We start from the raw sequence: 22,704 nt of genomic DNA on the forward strand, positions 1-22,704 counted from the left end.
CTTGCTTCTGATTTTAGTAACACACATTAGCAGAAGACAAATTCTGAGAAACGATGTCTACGACGGGCTACACCTATGCGATCGCAGAGACTCCACATCATAATATAAGTACTTTTATCTGCGGAATACGCCTATAGACAGGTTCAAAAACAATCAGAAACAAACTCAGTGCATCCCCGTCATTACATACATCACATACACAAAGGACAACCCTCTTATGACTCGCCTACATCAATGGAAATCTGGAACTGCTGCACTTATGGCAATGGCAGTTACCACAAGCGTCATTAGCCCTCTATTGAGCTTGGCTCCTGCTAATGCTCAATACAGAATTGGGCAAGACAGAATTGGACAATATGGAAACGTTACTATTCCTTCTGGTGTTGCTTTACCTGTCACCTACGAAAAAGAAACAATCACTATTGCTCCTGGCGAAAGTAAGTCTCTAACCTTGAGAATAGCGAATGACATTATCGACAGAAATAGAAACGTCTTAATTCCTGCTGGTACTAAAATAAATGGACGGCTAGAATCTGTTGACTTAGATAGTTATTCCAGAGATACAAGAGATGATGATAACCAAGGAAAAGGCGTAAGGTTTGTAGCGCAAGAATTAGAATTCTCTAATGGTCAGCGTCAGTCGATTAATGCAACTTCTCGCACATATACCACAACTCAAAAAGTTTCACAGGGGCCCAGCACAGGTCAGGTTTTAACTGATGCAGCTATTGGTGCGGGTGCTGGTCTTTTAGGTTCACTAATTACTGGGAACCGCAGAGTTGACGATTTAAAACCTGTTCTCGGTGGAGCTGCGGGTGCAGGTGCGAGTGTCCTGTTGCGGAAAAAAGAAGGAAATGCTTTTGTCCTCAGACCTGCACAGGATTTAAGGCTCACGCTGAATTCTAACTTGAATTTAGTACCACCATCTCGTTACTAGATTTAACTTCATTCAAGTTGTGAATTTAATCATTCCTTATATGCGATCGCCACTTTAACTATAGTGTGCGATCGCTTTCACTTTTAACCATAAAAAATCTATTTATCAGCAACTATTCTATCTCTGCATCGTCTTACTCAGTACTGATGTTTATTAGAACACTGATTTAATTGTGTTCAGAGTTCATAGGGTAATTACACTACTACTTTTTTAAGCTAGTTTGTGGGTTTGTAGTAAGTACTTTAGTGCTTAGAAAATAAGGACTGAAGTCCTTACTACGAGCTTGTTTGCTCATCAATTTAAACTTGACAGACTACTACTTCTATTACCTACTTCGTTTGACATAGACTTCTTGATTATGACTGTATGACTAAGGTAATGGTTTTTACAAAAAGCAGAAAAAATTGGGAACCTTGTACTTTAGGAAATGTCTAATTAATTAACAAGTAAAAAAACTAATTGTACTGGAGTAAAAAATAATGTTTAACTTAAATCGTTGGCAATCTAAAACAGCTGCACTCATGGCTTTAAGCGTCACAGTTGGTACTGTAGCGCCCTTCATCACAGCTGCACCTTCTTTTGCTCAAACTACTTTTTCTGACGTTTCATCTAACTATTGGGCAGCACAATTTATTCAACAATTGTCTCAGCGAGGCGTAATTGCTGGATTTCCTGATGGCACCTTCCGCCCTGAAGAAGCGGTGACACGCGCTCAATTTGCCGCTATGGTCAACAAAGCTTTCCAAAAAGCACCGCAACGGCAGGGAATCAATTTTGCTGATGTGCCTAGCAACTATTGGGCATCCAGTGCAATTCAGCAAGCTTATACCATTGGTTTCTTGTCAGGTTATCCTGGAAATCGCTTTGAGCCTAACCAGGCTATTCCTCGCCAACAAGTTTTAGTTTCCCTTGCGAACGGTCTGGAATATAGTCCCATCGGCAATACTGAAAGCACTCTGCAATACTTCAACGATGCTTCTAACATCGCTAGCTATGCCCGTAGCCCGATCGCAGCCGCAACTGAAAAGCAAATTGTGGTGAACTATCCTAATGTGAACTTCCTGAATCCAACTGCAACCGCCACTCGCGCCCAGGTAGCAGCCTTCATCTATCAAGCATTAGTTAGCTCTAATCAAGCCTCAGCTATTAACTCGCCTTATGTCGTGGCTCTTGGGTCTACTACCCCAACACCTGTATCAGTCACAATTCCCCAAGGGACTGCTATTCCTGTGAAGTATGACAAGGCAGAAAAAATTCTGGTTACAAAGGACGAAACAGCGCCTTTGACATTGACAGTATCCCAAAACGTAGTTACGCAAGATGGATCTGTAGTGATTCCTGCTGGTAGTCAAGTTATTGGTCAACTCAAACCTGCTACAGGCGGTTCTCAATTCGTTGCCGAGAAACTAGTTTTGACCAGTGGTCAAGAGTATCAACTGAACGCTAGTTCTGACGTGATTACCAAAACTGAAACCGTCAACAAAGGTACTAGTACTGGTTCAATTATCAGAAATACCGTATTGGGCGCAGGTGCAGCTGCGGCGGTATCTGCTGTTACAGGCGATCGCGCCATTGCCACAGAAGAAGTCTTGGGTGGCGCTGGTATCGGTGCATTGATTGGTCTGTTCTTCGGCAGAAATAGCGTTGACTTAGTAGCAATTGACCCAGATACCGATCTACAAATGACCATCAATCAGAACTTGTTGGTTTCAGTAAGATAGTCATTGGGCATGGGGCATGGGGCATTGGGCATTGGTTATTCACTAATGACAAATGACAAATGACAAATGACTAATTTTGAACTTCGGGCAACCAAATAATAAATGTAGTCCCCGGCGCATCGGGTGAAGTTAGCTTAGAGTTGATTGCAGGGCTGAAAACCTCGATTTCGCCCTGCATTTGCTCTATTAGTTGTTTAGCGATCGCTAACCCCAAACCTGTGCCAGGGATTTCTGTTTGCGCTTGTACACCCCGATAATGACGTTCTCCAAGATGTTCTAAATCTTCGGGTGGAATGCCAGGCCCGTTATCACTGATGACAATTCCCTGAAAATTAGCTTTTTCTTGCCCCGCCTGAATCAAAATTTTCCCACCAGTGGGAGTGTATTTTAAAGCATTATCAATAATGTTAGTTAACACTTCTCGTAATGCTTTGACGTTGGCACGTACTAGAGATGAATTCTGTTGAATTTCAGTGATTAGTTTTAGCTTTCGCTCTTGAGCGATCGCTTTGGCTGATATTAATAATGGTTCTAATATATCCGCTAGCGAGCAGTCAACTGCTTTATCTCCCGTTCCTGGCAATAATAACGGTGGTTTAGCGTCTTTTTGGATAGTTGCTTCTACAAATACTTCATCTTCTGCAAGATGTAGTGGTGCTAAATCTGCCTCTGTCAAGTCAATTACTTGCTCAAATTGTTGCAGTAATTCTTGCAGGCGATCGCTTTCGCGCACAATACTACTTGCTACATCCCGATTGGCATCTGCTGGTCGTAGTCTTTTTAATAGCAGTTTGCCAAAAGTCCGCAACGCCGTTAATGGGTTACGAAACTGATGCAATAGGTTATCTAACAAATCCCGCTGTTTTTCTTGGAGTATTTGTTGCTCACGTAACTGCTGCTCAAACCATGCTCGTCGTTGATCTAAAATACAAGCGATCGCTAATGTTTGAGCTATTCGTTGAATCTGACTTTCCTCGTTTTCATTCCATGCCCGATCTTGCCTACTTGTCACCAGTAAGCCCATCATCACACCCTCATAAATTAGAGGTAAAACAATTTGGTTTCCACTAAATAGGTATTCCTCTTTGAGATGGGGTTGAGATGCATCTGGTATCTCCGAACCCTGTGATGAGGTTGGAGATTCTGATCCTGCTGTCAATAATTTTCTCTGATCATTGGGTAATACAAACACATTTCCAACTTGAAGCTGCTTGTGTACTGTCGCCTCAGCAGTTAGCTCCCCTGGCGGTAATAATGCTGTTTCCGGGTAAATTACCACAGGAATCAGTTTTGCATCACCTGAAGGAGTCTCTACCAATTCTTGTGTTAGGTACACAATACTTAAAGTTGCTCCCAGCCCTTGGGTTAGTAGCGCTATTTGCTCTCGACACAGAGCAAGAAAATCGGAACTGGCAGACATTAACATTTTTTAGCTCTTGCTCAAGATTACAGATTTTGAGGCATGATGTAAGAGAGGATACTTAATTTTTACCTCACTCATTTAATAAAGCTTAACTAAAATTTTCTCAGAGATGGTTTGTACCAGGGGATTATATCTTTAGGTGGTTCTGTTTATCTATTTTCAAAGATATTAACTTTCTTACATGAAAAGGTTAAAAAGTATTGATATTTTGAACTAGAACCTATATAATGACGACGGATTTTGTAGCTATCACTACAATCTATAGCTTGAAAGAGGAGGACAATAGATTGGCAAGGAGACGCAAAAGGAAGAGTCGTCGTCGTCAGGAAGGACGGCGAATTTTGGAACATGTGCCTCAATATAGCATCGAAAGTGGCGAAGAAAAGCCTGTGACAGCAGCGAGAAGATTCATTCAAGCTGAAGGGATTTTGCCACCGGCATTGCTACTCGTAAAGCGAAATGAACACACCACAGATCGTTATTTCTGGGCAGAAAAGGGACTGTTTGGTGCTCAATACGTAGAGGAAAACCATTTCTTGTTTCCTAGCTTGAGGGTGTTAGAACCTTCGCCAGGTCAAGAACCTCTTGCTTTAGCTAGTCGGTGAACCATAGATGGTCATCTTAAGCATTGAGTGTGGCTCCTGACTATTATTAACTGGCAAAATTGCTAAGTTTATGCAAAATTTAATTTTTTTTTAGTTTGTAGCTGATTTGCCAGTAAGTCTAGTCCAGGTAGTTGGAAAGTAAACTTGTCTCAAACCACGCTACATTGCATGGGTTGACACTATTTTGATGATGCAGAAGGGAGTAGGTATAGAGCCAAGCGCGTTTAAAAGCGCTAGTGAAGTTGCGCTCTATGCCGTAGATTGTTAGGCAAGCTCTGTCAATGAATTTAAGTTAATTAATTTAAATTTTTTCCCCACAACACAAGTTGTGGGGAAAACTGACAAAGCAATGTTCTTGATTTCCTCCTTCCTACTTTCCATTGCCTAAAGAGTAGGTCAGGTCAGAAGTCTGCATATCATAGTTAAAAGATGGTCAGAAAAATCAACAATTATATCCCAGGCTTTAGCTGTAGAGTCCTTTGTAACTCACTGAGTTCATCTCGATGGGCTACTACGGTTATCTTACTTGAGGAGGTTTGTTCGCTCTGAGTTGTTTCTACTTTGAGCGAAACCTTCTCAAGTCTTTCAGATTTTTTCCAATAAAATAGACCACTTAAAGGCGACAGCAGTACCATAGCCAGAACAATGGTACTGAGGCTAGGAAAAAGCAGGTATACCACCAAAGATAGACAAATAATCCCAATAGCTGCCAGTAAAGTTAGAAATATAGCTAAGAACCAGCTGGGGCGAACATTACCTTCAAAAGTCACCTTGTTTTGTTCTCGGTCTACCGCTGCCACTCGGTAAGACCGCGAGCGAAAATACTCTTTTAATTGAGACATTAAAACAGCTTCGTCTTGCTCAGATACCAGTTGCGCTGTTTCTATGCGGTCTTTAGTCGAGGCACGAATAAAGAAAAACAGCCCAACGGATAACAACAAGGTTAACAGGAAAGTAGATGGCAGAATAGCAGTATCCATAACTAATTGTTAGTGTTTGACTGGAGGAGACTTATTCATTATCAATTATTCGTTATACCAGTTTGAACAATGATTGCGAGAAATGGAGCGCCAAAAAGCGATCGCTAGGGACTCTTCCACAATCCAAAATCCAAAATCCAAAATCGTCTTACTTTGTCCTCCTATTGATGTAGTCTTGCCAAAGAAAAGCTAAATCCTGACCTTGAACTTGCCATTCGGGAGAAACTTGGTACATACGCCTGGGGCGTCCCCGTCCTTCGAGTTTCTTCCAATATCCAGTGATTGCCCCTTGATCTTCCAGAAATTTGATTGCACTGTAAAGTACGGTATCTGAAAGCCGGTAGATGGGATATTCAGTTTCTAATTGCTCGATCAACTCGGTTCCGTAGGATTCACCTTGTAATAAAACAGACAGGATGTAACAAACTGCTAGTTCTTGACAAAGGTAAGTTGGCGGAGGATTTTCAAAGAATTGATATATATCCTCAAGTTTCATGGTTAGTGAATGGCTAAAAAAATGCCTTAGGGTAAGGTCTACAATCCTTGTAGTCAGTATACAGTGCTACTACCAAGCGAGTAATACAGATAAAGCTACTTAGACTAGATATCCATTGCGTAAACACCAAATAATCACCCACATCTGTGAAGTTGTGGGAAGAGTTTGCGAGTTTTAGGGGTAGAAAATAATGTATTCCTACCCAAGCTCGATACGGTGTGGTGAGGAGCGAACAGACAGTGGTAAAGTCACTATCTTGGTGTCAAGTGATGCCAAACTAGTTAGAACCGCTTAAGCAATAAAATGCCATCGAAAAAATTTTACAGGTAAAATGCTATTTTGTCTGTAAAAGTTAATAAACACTTTGTTTTACAGTGATTTTCCCAATGCGAATTCTAAAAGCTTACGCTAAGGGAGATGTCTGGTTTAAAGCTGCTACGGCAGTATAAACACTTAAGCATTAAATGTTACTAATTTCTTCAACAAGAGAATCTCTTGTGTCATTTGGCAAGCGTGATAGTAAATTTATCAAAGAAGACCTAAAGGCGCGAGGAAGAAGACCTAACTTTTCACGTTATTTTATGGAAAGCCCACGAAAAACCTAATATCCTAAACCCCTTCCCAATGCGGGAAGGGGAAAATTCAAAGTATGTTTCCTAGAAGGAAGAGATTTAGAAACAGGTTTTCCAGATAGCATAAAAAGTCAGAAAGAAGACGGGGAAACGCGGGGATGAGGGGAAATAACTCTCTGTGTCTCCGTATCCCCGCGTCCCCGTGTCCTTTAATCAAGCGCCCAGCACATTGGTGAACTATGTCACAAACTCCTGATGCCCCATCATCTTCCACTTCTCTACGGGCTATTGCCCAAACCTTTCGCCTTACGGGTTGGATTAGCTTTTGGATTCAGCTAGTACTAGGCGTTGTTTCTAGCATAATTGTGTTGCTATTTGCCATCTTTAATCAAAGAACTGGCAGTCCTAGTAATAATCCTGGGACTGGCTTTGGCGTATTTTTAGCAATTTGTGGATTGGTTGTTTTGGGTGGGGGGATTTATTTAGCTTACCGTTACACCAGAATTGGTAAGCAACTTGAATCTTCCAATCCCAGCAACCGCCCTCGGAAAAGTGAGACTGTGCAAGTATTACGCTTAGGGTTGTGGGTGAATTTAGGGGGAACGCTAGTGACTCTTTTGGGGGCACAAGCGATCGTTGGAACACTGGTAGCAAGATCCATATCTCCTCAAGCTATAACTACCCAATTTTTTGACCCTACCCGAATTATTAGCGGTTTAGATATGCTTGTTGTACAGGCAAATACCAACACTGTCTCAGCGCATTTTGCAGGGCTTGTGGCGTCGCTTTGGTTACTCAATCGCATTAACCGACCTTAAACAGAGGAGTCGGAAGAAAAGGTAAAAGTCAAAATCAAGTAATTCTTTTGACTTCTTTTCCTCTATTTTTCAGAGGTTGTATGACGAATAATTTAAATATGTCCATTGTACTTTTCCGAAATTATCAAAGTACAGCGTGAAGACTAATACTAGTTACTTAATATTAACATCCGTCTACAGAGTGATAACGTCAAAATTCAGCACCCAGAATGGGCTAAACGCCCCGCTATCGCTAACAGAAGTCATAATTTAAAAGGAATGTAGCATGATTAATGCATTTATGGATCAAATTTTCTCCTAATTATTTAACTACTCTAACTCCTGAATTCTTACGTGATAACAGAACCATTACAGCACTTCTGGCTGTTATGTAATACAGTTTTCCTCTTGACCCAGTTCTATCATAGCTTTCAGCTTTGACGATGTACCTCATAGCCGCCGGAAGTGCTGTATTAGGGTGATTTAATCTTTATTAGAGGTATTACCATTATGAAACAACTAGAAATTTGGAAGTTTGGTATACAAGTACTTTTTAGTACATTGATGATTGGATTGTGTAGTTCCCTGATCTTTATGGAACGCGATAATAGCCAAAACCAAGCAGTGTATTGGAGTGGTTTATCAGGCGTACTTGCCTACTGGCTGCCCTCACCTGCAACCACTCAGGGGTCTGGAAAATCAGAGGAGTAATACCAAATTTTGGATTTTAAATTTTGGATTTTAAATTTTTCTAGCCCTGGCAAGATATTGGCAGGGCTAAATTTTTATGGTTGCTTTTCTGATCACGGCAAGCCAAAATCAGTATATGCTGATGTGTTGGCAGGTAGATAATAGGTTAAAAACTGAGAAAAATCTGTGCTGGATATCAAGCAAATACGGGAAAATCCGCAATTAGTTCAAGAACGATTGAATAGTCGTAGTGGTAAATACGACATTGAACCGATTTTACAGTTAGATCGGCAACAACGGGAAATTGAGGGGACGCGTAGTCAACTCCAAGCCCGTAGCAACGAAATCGGTAAAATTGTCGGGCAGAAGATTAAATCTGGGATCAATCCTCAAGACCCAGAAATTCAAGCTTTGCGGGATGAAGGGAACTCTGTTAAAGCTACTTTGAGTCAATTGGAACCCCAAGAAAAAGAACTCAAAGCTGAAATTGCCCAACTTGTGTTGGCACTTCCTAACTTGCCAAGCGACTCTACACCCCTTGGAAAGAATGAGGAAGATAACGTAGAAGTACGCCGTTGGGGTGATGAGTACATTCCTCAAAATCCGAATATTCTGCCTCACTGGGAAATTGGCGAAAAGCTGGGTATTCTCAATGTTGAACGGGCTGTAAAAGTTGCCCAAAGTCGCTTTGTGACATTGATAGGCGCTGGTGCAGCATTGGAGAGGGCATTAATTCAATTTATGCTTAGTCTCCATACTCAAGCTGGCTATGTCGAAGTCAGTCCGCCGCTATTAGTGAATACTGAGTCTTTAACAGCGACCGGTCAGTTACCCAAGTTTGCTGAAGAAAGTTTTAAATGCGCTGATGATGACTTGTGGCTGATTCCTACGGCGGAAGTTCCAGTTACAAATCTCTACCGGGGTGAAATTCTCGCTGCTGAAGATTTACCTATTTACCACTGTGCTTTTACTCCCTGTTTTCGCCGTGAAGCTGGTAGTTATGGACGCGATATGCGGGGATTAATTCGCCTCCATCAATTTAATAAGGTGGAAATGGTGAAATTTGTCGAACCCAGTACGTCTTTTGATGAATTGGAGAAATTGGTGGGGAATGCAGAAGCAATTTTACAGGCATTGCAGTTGCCTTATCGAGTAGTAAATTTAAGTACTGGGGATTTGGGATTTGCCTCTACCAAAACTTATGATTTAGAGGTTTGGTTGCCTTCTTCTGGCAAATACCGCGAAATTTCTAGCTGTTCCAATACTATAGATTTTCAGGCGCGACGGGCTGATATTCGTTTCAAAGAGGCGGGGAAGAAAGGCACTCAGTTCGTACATACCCTCAATGGTTCGGGTTTGGCTGTGGGAAGGACGATGGCAGCAATTTTGGAGAATTATCAACAATCTGATGGGACGGTAAGGATACCAGAAGTGTTGCAACCTTACTTGGGACGTGAAGTTTTATAGTTTGTCATTAGTCATTTGTCCTTTGTTATTTACCAATGACCAATGACCAATGACTAATACCCAATACCCAATACTCAATGCCCAATTAGAATGGAGATAACTATAGCTTAATATTTTCACTAATTTGCTCTATGTCAGTTTTAGCAGCGATCGCAGTCTTGGCTGTTTTGATCTTGGTACACGAGTTGGGACATTTTGTTGCAGCACGTTCTCAAGGCATTCTCGTTAACCGTTTTTCTTTGGGTTTTGGCCCAGTTCTTTTAAAGTACCAAGGTTCACAAACCGAATATGCTGTCCGCGCTTTTCCCTTGGGCGGCTTTGTGGGCTTTCCCGATGATGACCCCGATAGCGATGTTCCACCCAATGACCCAAATTTGCTGCGTAACCGTCCAGTTTTAGACCGGGCGATCGTCATCAGTGCCGGTGTGATCGCAAATTTAATATTTGCTTATTTTGTGTTGGCTCTGCAATTGGGTATCGTTGGTATTCCCAAGGAATTAAACTATCAAGCTGGTGTTCTTGTACAGCCTGTTAATCAAGAATCTGTTGCCTACCAAGCAGGAATTAGAGAAGGTGATATTATTCTGGCTGTGAATGGTCAGGAACTCCCGGCTTCTGATCAGTCAACTCCTTTGCTGACAAAAGAAATTCAAACTCATCCCAATCAGCAAATCGAACTGAAAATTCTGCGTGAAAACCAACAACAAACTCTGAAATTAACACCAAAACTAGGAGCCGATGGCAAAGGTGTAGTTGGTGTGGCACTTAGTCCAAATGCTACAGCAATCTATCGCCGTCCTAATAGTCCTTTTGAAATTTTTGGTCTTGCTGCTAATAGATTTCAACAATTATTTGTTGGTACACTAAGCGGTTTTGGCCAGTTAATTACCAACTTTCAACAAACTGCTGGGCAAGTTTCTGGGCCAGTTAATATTGTCAAAATTGGTGCGAAATTAGCTGAAGACAATACTGTAAATCTGTTGTCTTTTGCGGCAATTATCAGCATTAACTTGGCTATTATCAATATTTTGCCTTTGCCAGCTTTGGATGGTGGACAACTGGCTTTTCTGCTGATTGAAGGTTTGCGCGGTAAGCCTGTGCCTAGCCGCATTCAAGAAGGTGTAATGCAAACAGGCTTGGTGTTACTCTTAGGCTTAGGAATTTTTCTGATCGTCAAAGAAACTACTCAATTAACTAGTCAATTGGAGTGGGTACAAAAATTATTCCAGTGAGTACTACGCGCAAATCGTTATCTAAAAAGCAGCGATCGCTAGAAATTTTAACTCGTCTGAAGCGTCTTTATCCAGATGCTACTTGCTCTTTGAACTACTCAACGCCAGTACAACTGTTGGTAGCAACGATTCTCTCGGCCCAATGTACTGATGAGCGGGTAAATAAGGTGACACCAGCTTTATTTGGTAAATTTCCTGATGCCGCGAGTTTAGCGATCGCTGACTTAGTAGAATTAGAAAGTTTGGTGCGTTCAACTGGGTTTTATCACAATAAAGCCAAGAACATTCAAGCCGCCTGTCGGATGATTGTTACTGAATTTGACTCTGTTGTTCCCAACCAAATGGAACAGTTGTTAAAGCTTCCAGGTGTGGCGCGGAAGACAGCAAATGTAGTCTTGGCTCATGCTTATGGCATTAATGCTGGCGTGACAGTAGATACTCACGTCAAGCGCCTGTGCGGACGTTTGGGTTTAACTGAAGCAAAAGACCCCGTTCGGATTGAGCAAGATTTAATGGGTTTATTGCCTCAGCCTGATTGGGAAAATTGGTCAATTCGGCTGATTTATCACGGTCGTGCTATTTGTAAAGCCCGCTCTCCCGCCTGTATTGCTTGTGAGCTTGCCGATTTATGTCCTGCTGCAAATAAGCCAGTGGTTGTAGGATAAGCGACACAAGTAGCGCCAGAATTGATGGAGAGACTGTAGAATGGAAAACGGTGTCTTTAAATAAGTTAGAGAATATATGGCTAAAAAGAGCATGATTGAGCGCGAGAAAAAGCGCACCAGGTTGATAGAAAAGTATGCTGACAAACGGGAAGCTCTTTTGGAAGAGTTCAGAAGTGCAGCATCTCCTTTGGATAAGCTAGAAATCCACCGGAAGATTCAACAGCTACCCCGGAATAGTGCGCCCACCCGCCACCGCAACCGTTGCTGGTTGACTGGTCGTTCTAGAGGCGTTTACCGCGATTTTGGGTTGTCTCGGAACGTGCTGCGGGAATGGGCGCATGAAGGTCTTTTGCCTGGAGTTGTTAAGTCTAGTTGGTAGTCAAGAGTCATTAGTCATTAGTCATTGGTAAATAACAAAGGACTAATGACAAGGGACAAATGACAAAATATTATTGGCCACAACATTTATCAATTCCCAGACTTTCTAAGAGTAGATCGCTGACGGCGTTGGCGATCGCAAACTCTCCGTAGAAGCTATTGGAAAAATCATAGGACTGCATCTCTGTAACAATGGCAATTACCAGAGAACCAAGGTCATTTTCTCCTTCCATCCGTTGACGCACAAAAATCTGTGCGGCTCGTTGGGCAATATTTTGGTTTACTGCTTCGGGGATAAATTCTGTATCTAGCCACCGTTGTAAGCGTTCTCGTAACCATTCACCTTCGAGCAACGGATTTTCAGGCGGTGGTAGGGTGATGGGTGGAATTGGTTGAGTCATTTTTTTTAACGCAGAGGGACGCGGAGGGAAACGCAGAGGAACGCTGAGGTTGACTGTTAGCATCAATTGCGTTTCTCTAGTGTTTTTTTATATTTATTTATGCAATATGATATCGCCGCTATTGTTGAGGGCTATGCACAAGGCTATTTTCTCATGGCTGATGAACGCGATCGCTTGAGTTGGTACGGAAGTCGCGATCGGACTTTGATTCCTTTGGATGAGCGGTTTCGTTACCCCAAGTCTTTGCAGCGTGTTCTGAATCAAGAACGGTTTACTGTGGCGATTAATCAAGACTTTCAGGCTGTGGTGGCTGGCTGTGCTGACAGAGAGACAACCTGGATTTCACCGGAATTACGAGAAATTTATTCGCTACTTTACCAGAATGGTTATGCTTATAGTTTTGAAACTTGGCAGGGTGACGAATTAGCCGGGGGAATTTTAGGGATTGTGATTGGTGGGGCTTTTATTGGCGAGTCGATGTTTTACCGCATTCCCGAAGGTTCAAAGGTAGCGATGGTAAAGTTGGTGGAAAGATTGCGTCAGAGAAAATTTGTGTTTTTCGATGCCCAAATGATGAATCCTCACTTGGAGAGGTTTGGTGCTTATCGGGTTGGGGATAAAGAATATCAAATGCTACTTCAGCAAGCGTTGCAACGTTCTTGTAACTTAGTATAAATAATGACAAAATTATTAATATTGAAGAAGTGGTTTGATTGATGGTTTCCATTGTTATCAAACATGGATGGTTTCATCAGATTCTTGGACAATGCGCTCAGAATGGTGGGTTTGTTTTTATTGCGCTATTGGGTGACTTGGGTAGCGAAGTAGAAATCATCTCATATCAGAGGGTTGGAGAAGATGTAATGTTTCCTCTTTCGGACTACATTGAGGGACAACCTCCAAGTATTTTACAGAGATGTCACGATCTATTTGGAGAATCAGTTAATGCAGTATGGGTACGGGCTAGAATTCCAGCCATATTTGGTTCTAATATTTTGATAAGCTTGTCTATTCCAGACTACAAATATGCACTCATCGAGCAAATGTTCGTGGCTTGTGAGCTAGGGTCAAATGGAGACTGGATAGCATATCCATTCATCTGTGAAGACTACAACCTTCGTACTGGACTGCGTTTTTATCCAGACGACTCATCAACTGAGATTTATGAACGTATTGCCAAGGCGTTTTGGGAGTTATTGCTTCTTGAACCTAAACGTGTTTGTGCATTCCGCGATGGCTACCTACACTATGACGAGATGGATGACGAGGAATGGCATAATGTAGTATTTAAGAATGGTCGATTTAGCATTGAAATAATAGACGCTATGTTATTTTAACAGTTAGCTGTACCAGGATTCGGCTGAGTCATTTTTTTTAAACGCAGAGGAACGCGGAGGTTGACTGTTAACATCAAATTGCGTTTCTAAGAGTGTTTTTTTATATTTATTTATGCAATATGATATCGCCGCTATTGTTGAGGGCTATGCACAAGGCTATTTTCTCATGGCTGATGAACGCGATCGCTTGAGTTGGTACGGAAGTCACGATCGGACTTTGATTCCTTTGGATGAACGGTTTCGCTACCCCAAGTCTTTGCAGCGTGTTCTGAATCAAGAGCGGTTTACTGTGGATATTAATCGGGATTTCCAAGCTGTGGTGGCTGGGTGTGCAGACAGAGAGACAACTTGGATTTCACCAGAATTGGAAAAGATTTACTGGCTACTTTATCAGAGTGGTTATGCTTATAGTTTTGAAACTTGGCAAGGTGACGAACTAGCCGGGGGAATTTTAGGGATTGTTATTGGTGGGGCTTTTATTGGCGAGTCGATGTTTTACCGCATTCCTGAAGGTTCAAAGGTAGCGATGGTAAAGTTGGTGGAAAGATTGCGTCAAAGGAAATTTGTATTTTTTGATGCCCAAATGATGAATCCTCACTTGGAGAGGTTTGGTGCTTATCGAGTTGAGGATGAAGAATATCAAGTTTTACTAAAGCAAGCATTACACCGTCCATGTTTTCTAATAATTTAGTCAGACTAAAGTTTGTAACTACTTATTTGTGTTAAACGCAATTATCGTGATCTTCTAAAAATAATTCGCGCCTTGATTGCGTCAGGTCTTATTAACTACTTCTATCCTCATCAACCTAATCATCCACGCCAGAAGTATATTGCCTAGATTTCAAGTTAAAGTTAAAGACTTTAAATTGGATTTGAAAAACCTGCAAGAGTTTAGAAGGCTGTGATTTTTATCAGCTGGTGTAATCGTTGTTGCGGCGTGTGAAGCAATTATCTCATTCATTCCAACAGCAGAACAAGGTAACTTTACCACCACCCTAAAAAATCTGACTGTTCAACGAACTTTGGGGGTTTGAGTCCCCAGCAAGATAGGCAGCACGTTTTGTGTCGGGGTTAAATCCCCGTTACAAAACATAATTGCGATAGCGAAGCGGTAGCAAGAGTGCGAATTGCGAATTGTTTTAATCTCTATTTTTCTAGATTGCGCTCACCCATCAGAATTTATTTTTTAACTGTCTTCTTAACTGTCTTATCTGTCATTGCGTTTTCTTGCTGATGGCGAGAAAATACAAACGCGACAGTAAAAAACATTGGACAAGAATACAATTATCTCAATAGAATCTATTCTTTTTGGAGGGAAAAATCATGAGTTCACTCAATCAAAGTCAAAGCTATATGTTAACGCAAGGTCAAGACATTTATCTGTCTGGTAATCTCATTCAAAGCGAAAATTTCTCTATTAAAAAGACCCTACGGGATGGAGGAAAAATCCGTTTTAAAATTCGTTATTCGGCTGAACTACAGGGTTTCTGCCTGCTAGAAGTTTTTCTTATGAGAGCATATAACAGAACACAAACTGCTAGTATGACTATCCCTAATGGTGGTTCGACAGCTAATGTTCAAGAACAAGAGCAAGAATTTAGTATTTGGGAGCCAGGAGATTATTACTTCTTTTTCAAAATGTCTTCCAATAATGGAAAATTTCATATTGAGGATTATCAGCTTTATTGGTCAGCTAATTAATTTTTTTTCCTTGGAAATACTAAAATCATCAGCTCTAAGCTAGAGCAAAATAAAGACGGATATCGTCAGAATTTATGATTAAAAAAGGCTTTTTATCTGGCTCATAGACCAAAACACTTCACCTCATAACTTAACAATCCGTTCTAAAAAAATCACGCTCAAGAGAAGTCTGAGCGGAGGAAGTTGCCGCTCGAACTTCTCCTTCCCTTCTCTACGAAAAGCTGCGCTACGGAGACACTCTTTCTAACTTGCTTGTATTGTAGGAGTAAGGTGAGCGCGAGAAAAAGAGTATCTGTTAATTTTTTCTCAGGCACGTTTTTGCAATGATTTATATTCAAATTCAGCAACGCCTAGTTGTTTTTTAAAGTAAGCACGGTAGAGTTCGCAACGCGGTAGGATGCGATCGCCTTCATAAGTGATCAACCCCAAGCTTTCGAGCTTATGAGTGTCAATGGGATTCAGAGAAATGCTTTGCTTTGCGGCCACAACTTCAACATATGCCTTTACCAAACTGGGATTTTCTTGCAGAATTGCCCAGTGTCGCCATAAATGATAACGATAGATACCACCGTTAGCGATCGCATCCTGCATCAGTTCTTCTAAAGTAATCCCTTGACAGCAGAGATAATACAAAGCAATCCGAATTAGCGCTGGATGTCCCCCCACGAGAGACATTAGTTGCTTAACTTCCTTATTAGAAGTCCAGTCCAGCCCATGCCGATGAGCTAAATATTTTACTTGATACTCAGTAAATTCTGGTAAACGGATCGGTAATCCGATATTAAATGGGGAGCGGTTGATATCCAGAGAGACATATACTTCTGTAGAGTAAACCACCACTAACCTCAATTTCTGCAAGTTGTTATCTTGTCGTGCTTCCTCATACCAAGAGCGCAACAAACCAAAAAACTCTCGAGCAATTTCAGGATATTCAAAAAAGCGATCAACCTCATTTAAGACTAAAACCACTGGATTTTTACTCTGTTTGAGCAAATAAGATTGCAAATATACACTGCAACTCAATTTACAACCTATTTCCTCATCCCAGTTTTCATCTAACTTAGGATCAATGCCTAATTCTGTTGCAATTTGCCAGCAAAGAGAACGCAAAAGCTTGTTTAAGTCTGTCAGACAGCTTGAATCGATTTGGCTGCAATTCACATTCACCGGGCTATAACCTTGCATCTTGGCAAAGGCTAACAGCCGCAGCACAAGAGAAGTTTTACCCATCTCTCTTGGCGCTCGAATCCGGATCACACAGCCTGGTTGAATTATTTCTCGATAGACTAGTTCCTCAATGGGGGGGCGTTCGACATAGAAGGGCGAATCTAGAGCTACGGGGCCATCTGGGTATGACCAAAGATTTTCGAGTAGGTTATGGTGTTGAGTAACAAATGAATCCAAGGATAAAGACGGAGATAACTTTTGTTCTTCTGTGTCTAAACTCAGTGAGAGAGTTTGAAAGTTCTCAGTATTATTCGGTTCACTCAGAACTGTATAGTCTTCCCTGCGTAATTCTAAGTTAAAGGCGCTAAAGCATAATTTTAGGGTTTTTTGATCCACGCCTGTATTCAATGACCATAATCGGTTTAGAGTTTTGGTAGAAACATTCATGCGATCGCCTAAATCTTCTAGAGTGAAGCGATGCCCATTATTTTGTACCTTTTCCATCGTCAGAATCGACGCCTGTAAACGCTTCAACCCAGCGATCGTTAGGATAAGTCCTCGTCTTCGCGTGCTCTTAGATTGCTTCATATCGCTAATTATCTATCTGTTTTTTTTCTTTACCGTCTTAGCTGTATCCTCATTGTTTCATGTTTTCAAACGGTTATTCAACAGTTACTTCACTGTTCTCGGATTTAGACTTAATCAGTAAAAAAATATACATTATTGTTTTATGAGATTTAGATGAGTAGGTATAAACAAACATAACTACAATTGATTGTCATTTTTCCACCCTCTATGAAAATCCGCTGAGGCTGCTATATCAAGAGTCTTTTTACTACTAGCAAATAAAAATCACAAGCCTTAATAATCTGATGCGCTTTTAAGTTGCATAGTTCAATCGCTTGAAGGATACGGGGACGCGGCGACGCAAAGATGCAATTTGAATCACAATTAGCTTAGTTCACTTTATTTATACCGATTTATTCAGTGTTACTGAAAGTTATTTCTTATCTGGTATGAATCTGGATTTTACGTGTAGATGCACATATAGGACTCATATTTGATTTTTGAACAAAACTCAGTACACCTTTATTCCTTTTTCCCAGTCCCCAGTCCCTTACCTCTACGAGTGATTCTCCAAATCAAAGACGCTCCTTCGCGTAGCGTGTCGTAGACAAGACTCGCTACCGCTTCGCTATCGGATTACTATAATAAGGTTTTGACCAACCTCCTTCGGGGCGAGGAAACAGAAAACTATCTTTTGGATGCAACACGCAGTAAGGGTGCACAGCTAGCTGTGCACCCTTGATAAAGACGTATATTTTATACAACTCAAAAACGCTACAATCTCTTATCAGAAAGGATAAGCGCGTTACGCAAGTATTTAGAGGAGTTGGGTGGTTATACACCAGCGTCCCGACGTGTTCTCATTTATTGGCGAAAAGTTCTTAGCACTTGCTGCCAACATACTATAGTAACGCATTTAGCGTCGAATTTGGTTAGAGATATCTTCGCCTGTTTCTGCTGCACTATCCCCTACATCACGAGCAGTTTTTTTAGCACCCTCTACGTACCCAGAGCCAAATTGTTTAAAGGCTTCTGCTGACTCTTCACCAATCTTCTGAAGTCGTTCACCAGGAGAACCTTCCGTTTCACGAGCTTCTTTATTCCACTCCCCGATTGTTCTCGGTCTTTGAGAATCATCTTGCTGTATCTGTTCACGAACTCTTTCCTTTAAGGCTGTGTTATTTTGCCCAGGAGCAGCATTCGTTGTCAGCATTAGAAAACCAACTAGGACAACAGCCAAAAAACCTTTTATCTGAAGTCCTTTAAGCAAGGTACTGATGTGACTAATCGTCCTAGAAATCAAATTTATCATGCCAAATAGGTTGCTTTTTGGAGTACAAATAAAGATTAACTATAAAAAACTAATTATCCTTCTAACAAAAGACATATATCAGTAATGAAAAACAAAGGCTTCTTCAATCCTGGGGAAGAGACGACTTACTCTAGCAATCCTCAATCATTCGTGAGAAGTTGATATGCTCAAAAAACTACAACAAATAAAAGTAATTCTGGCTTACAAAAATTCAGAAAATTTGGGTGATATTGCAATTCTTAAATCTGATTTTTTTGGTGCTAAAGTTTCTCCAACAGTCGCCTCCAAACTTCAACCAGTAGTAGGATATTATCCCACAATTGATTTGAACCAATTAAGCCAATATCCTCAAGGCTCCTTTGGACGAGAATATGCCAATCATCTGCGAGCAAATCAACTAAAACCATTAAATATCAGCCCAGAACTAGAAGACATTGCCAAAAGTAATCTATTTGCTCTGCGATATTTGGTCACCCACGATATTTTTCATGTTTTGCTTAATTTTGACACCACCTACGCCGGAGAAATTGGTGTACTTGCTTTTGCTGCTACACAAAACTACAGCAAATCGCTCCACATCGGTTTGTGGTTGGCTAGATTGCTCTATCCTATCCTGGCTCCCCAACAAATAAAAGCGATTTTCGCCAATCTAGCAAAAGGGCAAGAACTAGGTAAGAAAGCTGATTTTCTATTAGGCTACCGCTTTGAAGACCATTGGGAAGAACCAATTGACGATGTGAGAAAACGCTTGAGATTACAATAAATTTCCACAATTAATCGGAAAAAAGGCTTTATCGAAACAGAATTCAGGAGCCAGAAAACAGACATGAATTAATTTTGTACGAGTGGCGGATAGCGCCGGCGGCAAGCGAGTCCGCGTACTCTTACTCTTAAGCAAGCTACGCTTTTAGCGTCTGTCTGCGACACGCTCCCGCGTTCGTAGAGAGCGTCTTGATTCTGACTCCTAAATTCTGACTTCTGAATTCTGACTCCTGAATTCTTCTTCAAAAATTATGCTTGAGATTGCTTAGACTGCTAAATGTAGCACTAAATACATTTTTAATGCTACATTTGGTTTTTAATACAGATAGAAAGAAAAAAAACATATATCTTTAGTTGTAAAAGTTATCTATCTACAGACATAGATGCTTGATGGATAATTTCTAAAGAGTTACTAATAACAATCAATAGTCACACGACTCTTACGCTAGTACACTGTGGCGGAAGTTTACCTACCTTTAACAAGTTGCTTAAACAATTTGTCTGGTTAATTGAGACACTAGTTGAATATCTGCTGTGCTGTACTAGAGGCGTTGTTTATCTGAATGAGTGGATTTAATATCGTAATCCCTAGATATTTGAAGGGCTTGCAGACGACAAACTAATCCACATTTTTCCTTAACACGAGAACTGCTTCAGGTGGAAAGCCAAAGGATGAAATACTGGATAACAAAATTAGCAATATGTATAGTATTACTGTATGGCTTGTTCCTATCAACTGATTATGCAGGAGCAAACCAACTTTCAAGCCTTTCAAATATTGATGTGCAGCAATTAAATGCCCTTCCGGAAGATGATAACTTAGCAACTGCTGATGATAATCTTGCTGAGATTAAAAAACAAGATTCTTGCCAATTTAATGGAACTCTTAATAAAATAGATAAACTAGAAGGACTCTTCACACTTTATTGTAGTGAGGATTCGGGCAAAGTTTACTTAGAACTTAAACCAGAGCAACTAAATAAAGACTACCTAGCTATAGTGACATTAGAATCTGGGGTTGGAGAAAGTGGAATTTATAGTGGATTACCTCTTTCTGATTTTATCTTCTACTTCCGACGAGTAAATAATAGATTGCATTTTGTTGTGCGTAATGTAAAGTTCCGCACAGGAAGTAGGGCAGAAAAGCGATCGCTTGCTCGTTCATTTAGCGATTCAGTTCTTTATTCACTCGAAATAGCTACTATTGATCCAAATAGTAAAAATATTTTAATCAACCTGAATGAACTGCTAATGCAGGATTTTCCGGGATTAACTTCCCTATTAAAATACTCTTTACAGGCTGATTACCGCTTAGACCCACGCAAGTCATATTTTGGTGATGTTAACAGCTTCCCCGAAAATGTAGAGATTGATTCCATTTATGGTTTTTCATCATTAGAAGGATCAAATTTAGTCACTCTACCCGATAGTAGGGCACTCACTCTGAAGGTACACTACAGTTTTTCTCAGCTTAGAGAAAACAATGGTTATATTCCCAGACTTGCCGATGACAGAGTGGGATATTTTATTACTGCTTTCCAAGATTTCTCTAACAATAATCCTCACGAATCATTTGTACGTTACATTAATCGCTGGAATCTAGAACCATCTGACCCTAACGCTGCCTTATCTCCACCCAAAAAACCAATTGTGTATTGGATTGAAAATGCTGTGCCCCTAGAATACCGCGATGCGATTCGTGAAGGCGTTTTGATGTGGAACAAAGCATTTGAAAAAGCCGGATTTCAAAATGCCATTGAAGTGCAGCAAATGCCAGATGATGCTGATTGGCAGCCAGCAGATGTACATTACAACACTATTCGCTGGTTCAATTCTTTGGATGCAGGTTTTGCTAGAGGGCCGATGCGCGTCAACCCATTCACGGGGGAAATATTGGATGCAGATATCATTGTGGATGCCAATATGCTGCGTTTAATTCAGCAAGAATATCACGCACTGATGGAGGCAAATTCATCACTGAAGACAAACCCATGTCAAGAAAAAGCAAGAGGACACAAGGACGTGGGGAAATCCCTGGATAGATTCTCCACTTTATCTTCCCCTGCTCTCTTTTATTCCTCGGAGTTCTGCTATGGCATGGAATCCTCAAATCAAGCAGCTATGGGGGCGCTGGCGTTGTCAATTTTGCCCAACACTACACCTAGTAGTGAAACGATGAAAGAATATGTGCATCAATATTTGCGTTCTCTCATCGCTCATGAAGTCGGGCACACTTTGGGTTTGCGCCACAACTTTCATGGCAGCACCATGTTAGCGCCCGAAGAATTAAATAATACTGAAATCACACACACAAAAGGTTTAGTTGGTTCGGTGATGGATTATCTACCTGTGAATATAGCACCACAGGGAGTAAAGCAAGGTGACTATTTCCCAGGAGTTGTTGGCCCTTATGACGAATGGGCAATTGAATATGGTTATAAAATATCTCCATCAACAACACTTGAGGCAATTATTCCAGAATCAGAAAAAAGTTTTTTAGAGCAGATTGCATTAGCGTCGCCTCAACCAGAATTATCTTACGCAACTGATGAAGATATCTGGGACATCAATCCTTTAGCAAATGTCTGGGACATGAGTAGTGATGTGCTACTTTATTCGCAGTGGCAAATGGATAATGCTCGTTTTATGTGGCAGCGCCTAGACAAGGGTTATCTATCGAAAGGAGAAAGCTATAGCAACCTGCGCTTGAAATTCAATAGAGTACTTAAATATTATTTTCGGAACGCCTCCTTGCTTTCTAAATACATTGGTGGACAATCGTTTCGGCGTCTCCATGCTAGTGATGATGCTGCTTGGGCATTTGTACCAGTTTCACTTTTAAAACAACGCCAAGCATTGACAAAATTACAAGAATATGTTTTTGCAGAGGATGCTTTCAACTTTTCACCAGAATTGCTTAATCAACTGGCACCGTCGCGTTGGGAACACTGGGGTAGTTCTGCACCTAATAACCGCCTTGATTATCCAATTCACGATCGCATTCTGAGTTTCCAGAGTGCAATATTGCGATCGCTATTAGACAGCGATCGCCTCAATCGTTTACAAGATATAGAATTAAAAACTCTTCCTGGGGAAGCACTTTCAATTCCAGAACTCTTAGATACTCTGCAAACAGGCATCTGGACAGAAGTTTTAGCCCCAGGAGAACCAAAGCCAATTTCTAGCATCCGCCGTTCATTGCAACGAGAATATCTGAATATTTTGCTACAGATGATGTTGGGTACTACTAATACACCCGAAGATGGTCGAACATTGGCTTGGTATGAATTGCGCCAACTGCAACAAGCCATTGATGTCAGACTCAAACAACTTGGTGAAAGCCTTGATATTTACACCTTAGCTCACTTAGAAGCTTCTGGCGATCGCATCACTAAAGCCTTAAACGCGCAGTTACTTTCTAAATAATCATTTGTCATTTGTCATTTGTCATTTGTCTCCCTCATACCCAGTCCCCAATCCCCAGTCCCCAGTCC

General features: G+C 41.0%; 21 protein-coding genes. 15 read left to right on the forward strand and 6 right to left on the reverse strand.

Translation table 11 applies throughout. From position 1 onward, the window contains the following. The first annotated feature begins 217 nt into the window (after positions 1 to 217). Together RRG12_RS08885 and RRG12_RS08890 are read left to right on the forward strand one after the other, a co-directional pair. Complete coding sequence (locus RRG12_RS08885) at positions 218 to 937, forward strand: conjugal transfer protein TrbI (protein WP_420759008.1); 720 nt, start codon at positions 218 to 220, stop codon at positions 935 to 937. Between the two features lie 479 nt (positions 938 to 1,416). Next, positions 1,417 to 2,658, forward strand: a complete 1,242-nt coding sequence (locus RRG12_RS08890; RefSeq protein WP_069071348.1) for an S-layer homology domain-containing protein — start codon at positions 1,417 to 1,419, stop codon at positions 2,656 to 2,658. A gap of 70 nt (positions 2,659 to 2,728) precedes the next feature. Here the strand turns inward: RRG12_RS08890 and RRG12_RS08895 are convergent, their stop codons facing one another. Continuing rightward, entirely contained in the window at positions 2,729 to 4,084 is a 1,356-nt protein-coding gene (locus RRG12_RS08895; RefSeq protein WP_420759009.1) for an ATP-binding protein, read from the reverse strand. 284 nt (positions 4,085 to 4,368) lie between these two features. Here RRG12_RS08895 and RRG12_RS08900 point away from each other — a divergent pair, with 284 nt between their 5' ends. After that, the gene (locus RRG12_RS08900) at positions 4,369 to 4,686 is read left to right on the forward strand and encodes a DUF3155 domain-containing protein (protein WP_041566316.1); all 318 of its coding nucleotides are present in this window, start codon (positions 4,369 to 4,371) and stop codon (positions 4,684 to 4,686) included. A 449-nt stretch (positions 4,687 to 5,135) separates the two neighbouring features. On the opposite strand, the gene RRG12_RS08905 is transcribed toward RRG12_RS08900, so the two are convergent. Both RRG12_RS08905 and RRG12_RS08910 read right to left on the reverse strand, forming a co-directional pair. Next, positions 5,136 to 5,666 carry a cofactor assembly of complex C subunit B gene (locus tag RRG12_RS08905; protein WP_069071350.1) on the reverse strand — a complete coding sequence of 177 codons (531 nt, stop codon included), beginning with the start codon at positions 5,664 to 5,666 and terminating at the stop codon, positions 5,136 to 5,138. Positions 5,667 to 5,814: 148 nt separating this feature from the next. Next, on the reverse strand, positions 5,815 to 6,162 hold the full coding sequence (locus RRG12_RS08910) for a PadR family transcriptional regulator (protein WP_069071351.1): 348 nt from the start codon (positions 6,160 to 6,162) through the stop codon (positions 5,815 to 5,817). 811 nt (positions 6,163 to 6,973) lie between these two features. Here RRG12_RS08910 and RRG12_RS08915 point away from each other — a divergent pair. The 6 genes from RRG12_RS08915 to rpsN all read left to right on the forward strand — a co-directional run bounded on the left by RRG12_RS08915 (position 6,974) and on the right by rpsN (position 11,964). Further along, complete coding sequence (locus RRG12_RS08915; protein WP_069071352.1) at positions 6,974 to 7,552, forward strand: DUF3611 family protein; 579 nt, start codon at positions 6,974 to 6,976, stop codon at positions 7,550 to 7,552. 489 nt (positions 7,553 to 8,041) lie between these two features. Continuing rightward, on the forward strand, positions 8,042 to 8,242 hold the full coding sequence (locus RRG12_RS08920) for a hypothetical protein (protein ID WP_069071353.1): 201 nt from the start codon (positions 8,042 to 8,044) through the stop codon (positions 8,240 to 8,242). Positions 8,243 to 8,407: 165 nt separating this feature from the next. After that, positions 8,408 to 9,688 (forward strand): serine--tRNA ligase, encoded by a 1,281-nt coding sequence (gene serS, locus RRG12_RS08925; RefSeq protein WP_420759010.1) that lies wholly within the window; start codon positions 8,408 to 8,410, stop codon positions 9,686 to 9,688. Between the two features lie 131 nt (positions 9,689 to 9,819). After that, a complete protein-coding gene (gene rseP / locus RRG12_RS08930) occupies positions 9,820 to 10,920 on the forward strand; it encodes an RIP metalloprotease RseP (protein ID WP_069071355.1) in 1,101 nt (366 codons plus the stop codon). Next, positions 10,896 to 11,585 carry an endonuclease III gene (nth, locus tag RRG12_RS08935; RefSeq protein ID WP_069071356.1) on the forward strand — a complete coding sequence of 230 codons (690 nt, stop codon included), beginning with the start codon at positions 10,896 to 10,898 and terminating at the stop codon, positions 11,583 to 11,585. The genes rseP and nth overlap by 25 nt, the downstream gene beginning before the upstream one ends. Before the next feature lie 76 nt (positions 11,586 to 11,661). After that, entirely contained in the window at positions 11,662 to 11,964 is a 303-nt protein-coding gene (gene rpsN / locus RRG12_RS08940; RefSeq protein WP_012410383.1) for a 30S ribosomal protein S14, read from the forward strand. A 70-nt stretch (positions 11,965 to 12,034) separates the two neighbouring features. Here rpsN and RRG12_RS08945 read toward each other — a convergent pair whose 3' ends face one another. Continuing rightward, entirely contained in the window at positions 12,035 to 12,364 is a 330-nt protein-coding gene (locus RRG12_RS08945) for a hypothetical protein (RefSeq protein ID WP_012410384.1), read from the reverse strand. Positions 12,365 to 12,463: 99 nt separating this feature from the next. Between RRG12_RS08945 and aat (RRG12_RS08950) the strand changes: the two genes are divergently transcribed. From aat (RRG12_RS08950) to RRG12_RS08965, 4 genes are all read left to right on the forward strand, one after another. After that, on the forward strand, positions 12,464 to 13,039 hold the full coding sequence (gene aat / locus RRG12_RS08950; RefSeq protein ID WP_420759011.1) for a leucyl/phenylalanyl-tRNA--protein transferase: 576 nt from the start codon (positions 12,464 to 12,466) through the stop codon (positions 13,037 to 13,039). A 41-nt stretch (positions 13,040 to 13,080) separates the two neighbouring features. Next, positions 13,081 to 13,701 (forward strand): hypothetical protein, encoded by a 621-nt coding sequence (locus RRG12_RS08955; protein ID WP_420759012.1) that lies wholly within the window; start codon positions 13,081 to 13,083, stop codon positions 13,699 to 13,701. Positions 13,702 to 13,813: 112 nt separating this feature from the next. Continuing rightward, the gene (aat, locus tag RRG12_RS08960) at positions 13,814 to 14,392 is read left to right on the forward strand and encodes a leucyl/phenylalanyl-tRNA--protein transferase (RefSeq protein ID WP_420759013.1); all 579 of its coding nucleotides are present in this window, start codon (positions 13,814 to 13,816) and stop codon (positions 14,390 to 14,392) included. Between the two features lie 632 nt (positions 14,393 to 15,024). Continuing rightward, positions 15,025 to 15,402, forward strand: a complete 378-nt coding sequence (locus RRG12_RS08965; protein ID WP_420759014.1) for a hypothetical protein — start codon at positions 15,025 to 15,027, stop codon at positions 15,400 to 15,402. A gap of 306 nt (positions 15,403 to 15,708) precedes the next feature. Here the strand turns inward: RRG12_RS08965 and RRG12_RS08970 are convergent, their stop codons facing one another. Both RRG12_RS08970 and RRG12_RS08975 read right to left on the reverse strand, forming a co-directional pair. Then, positions 15,709 to 17,157 carry an AAA-like domain-containing protein gene (locus RRG12_RS08970; protein ID WP_420759015.1) on the reverse strand — a complete coding sequence of 483 codons (1,449 nt, stop codon included), beginning with the start codon at positions 17,155 to 17,157 and terminating at the stop codon, positions 15,709 to 15,711. A gap of 895 nt (positions 17,158 to 18,052) precedes the next feature. Further along, on the reverse strand, positions 18,053 to 18,448 hold the full coding sequence (locus tag RRG12_RS08975; protein ID WP_420759016.1) for a hypothetical protein: 396 nt from the start codon (positions 18,446 to 18,448) through the stop codon (positions 18,053 to 18,055). A gap of 163 nt (positions 18,449 to 18,611) precedes the next feature. Here RRG12_RS08975 and RRG12_RS08980 point away from each other — a divergent pair, with 163 nt between their 5' ends. Together RRG12_RS08980 and RRG12_RS08985 are read left to right on the forward strand one after the other, a co-directional pair. After that, positions 18,612 to 19,211, forward strand: a complete 600-nt coding sequence (locus RRG12_RS08980; RefSeq protein WP_069071361.1) for a Coq4 family protein — start codon at positions 18,612 to 18,614, stop codon at positions 19,209 to 19,211. A gap of 671 nt (positions 19,212 to 19,882) precedes the next feature. After that, the gene (locus RRG12_RS08985) at positions 19,883 to 22,636 is read left to right on the forward strand and encodes a zinc-dependent metalloprotease (RefSeq protein WP_420759017.1); all 2,754 of its coding nucleotides are present in this window, start codon (positions 19,883 to 19,885) and stop codon (positions 22,634 to 22,636) included. Positions 22,637 to 22,704 lie beyond the last annotated feature (68 nt).

This window comes from Nostoc sp. CALU 546, assembly GCF_048836525.1.

Bases quoted from the DNA above. Each gene is read 5' to 3' on its own strand.
- RRG12_RS08885 (WP_420759008.1), top strand. From the start codon at position 218: ATGACTCGCCTACATCAATGGAAATCTGGAACTGCTGCACTTATGGCA.
- RRG12_RS08890 (WP_069071348.1), top strand. From the start codon at position 1,417: ATGTTTAACTTAAATCGTTGGCAATCTAAAACAGCTGCACTCATGGCT.
- RRG12_RS08895 (WP_420759009.1), bottom strand. From the start codon at position 4,084: ATGTTAATGTCTGCCAGTTCCGATTTTCTTGCTCTGTGTCGAGAGCAA.
- RRG12_RS08905 (WP_069071350.1), bottom strand. From the start codon at position 5,666: ATGGATACTGCTATTCTGCCATCTACTTTCCTGTTAACCTTGTTGTTA.
- RRG12_RS08910 (WP_069071351.1), bottom strand. From the start codon at position 6,162: ATGAAACTTGAGGATATATATCAATTCTTTGAAAATCCTCCGCCAACT.
- RRG12_RS08915 (WP_069071352.1), top strand. From the start codon at position 6,974: ATGTCACAAACTCCTGATGCCCCATCATCTTCCACTTCTCTACGGGCT.
- RRG12_RS08920 (WP_069071353.1), top strand. From the start codon at position 8,042: ATGAAACAACTAGAAATTTGGAAGTTTGGTATACAAGTACTTTTTAGT.
- rseP (WP_069071355.1), top strand. From the start codon at position 9,820: ATGTCAGTTTTAGCAGCGATCGCAGTCTTGGCTGTTTTGATCTTGGTA.
- rpsN (WP_012410383.1), top strand. From the start codon at position 11,662: ATGGCTAAAAAGAGCATGATTGAGCGCGAGAAAAAGCGCACCAGGTTG.
- RRG12_RS08945 (WP_012410384.1), bottom strand. From the start codon at position 12,364: ATGACTCAACCAATTCCACCCATCACCCTACCACCGCCTGAAAATCCG.
- aat (WP_420759011.1), top strand. From the start codon at position 12,464: ATGCAATATGATATCGCCGCTATTGTTGAGGGCTATGCACAAGGCTAT.
- RRG12_RS08955 (WP_420759012.1), top strand. From the start codon at position 13,081: ATGGTTTCCATTGTTATCAAACATGGATGGTTTCATCAGATTCTTGGA.
- aat (WP_420759013.1), top strand. From the start codon at position 13,814: ATGCAATATGATATCGCCGCTATTGTTGAGGGCTATGCACAAGGCTAT.
- RRG12_RS08965 (WP_420759014.1), top strand. From the start codon at position 15,025: ATGAGTTCACTCAATCAAAGTCAAAGCTATATGTTAACGCAAGGTCAA.
- RRG12_RS08970 (WP_420759015.1), bottom strand. From the start codon at position 17,157: ATGAAGCAATCTAAGAGCACGCGAAGACGAGGACTTATCCTAACGATC.
- RRG12_RS08975 (WP_420759016.1), bottom strand. From the start codon at position 18,448: ATGATAAATTTGATTTCTAGGACGATTAGTCACATCAGTACCTTGCTT.
- RRG12_RS08980 (WP_069071361.1), top strand. From the start codon at position 18,612: ATGCTCAAAAAACTACAACAAATAAAAGTAATTCTGGCTTACAAAAAT.
- RRG12_RS08985 (WP_420759017.1), top strand. From the start codon at position 19,883: ATGAAATACTGGATAACAAAATTAGCAATATGTATAGTATTACTGTAT.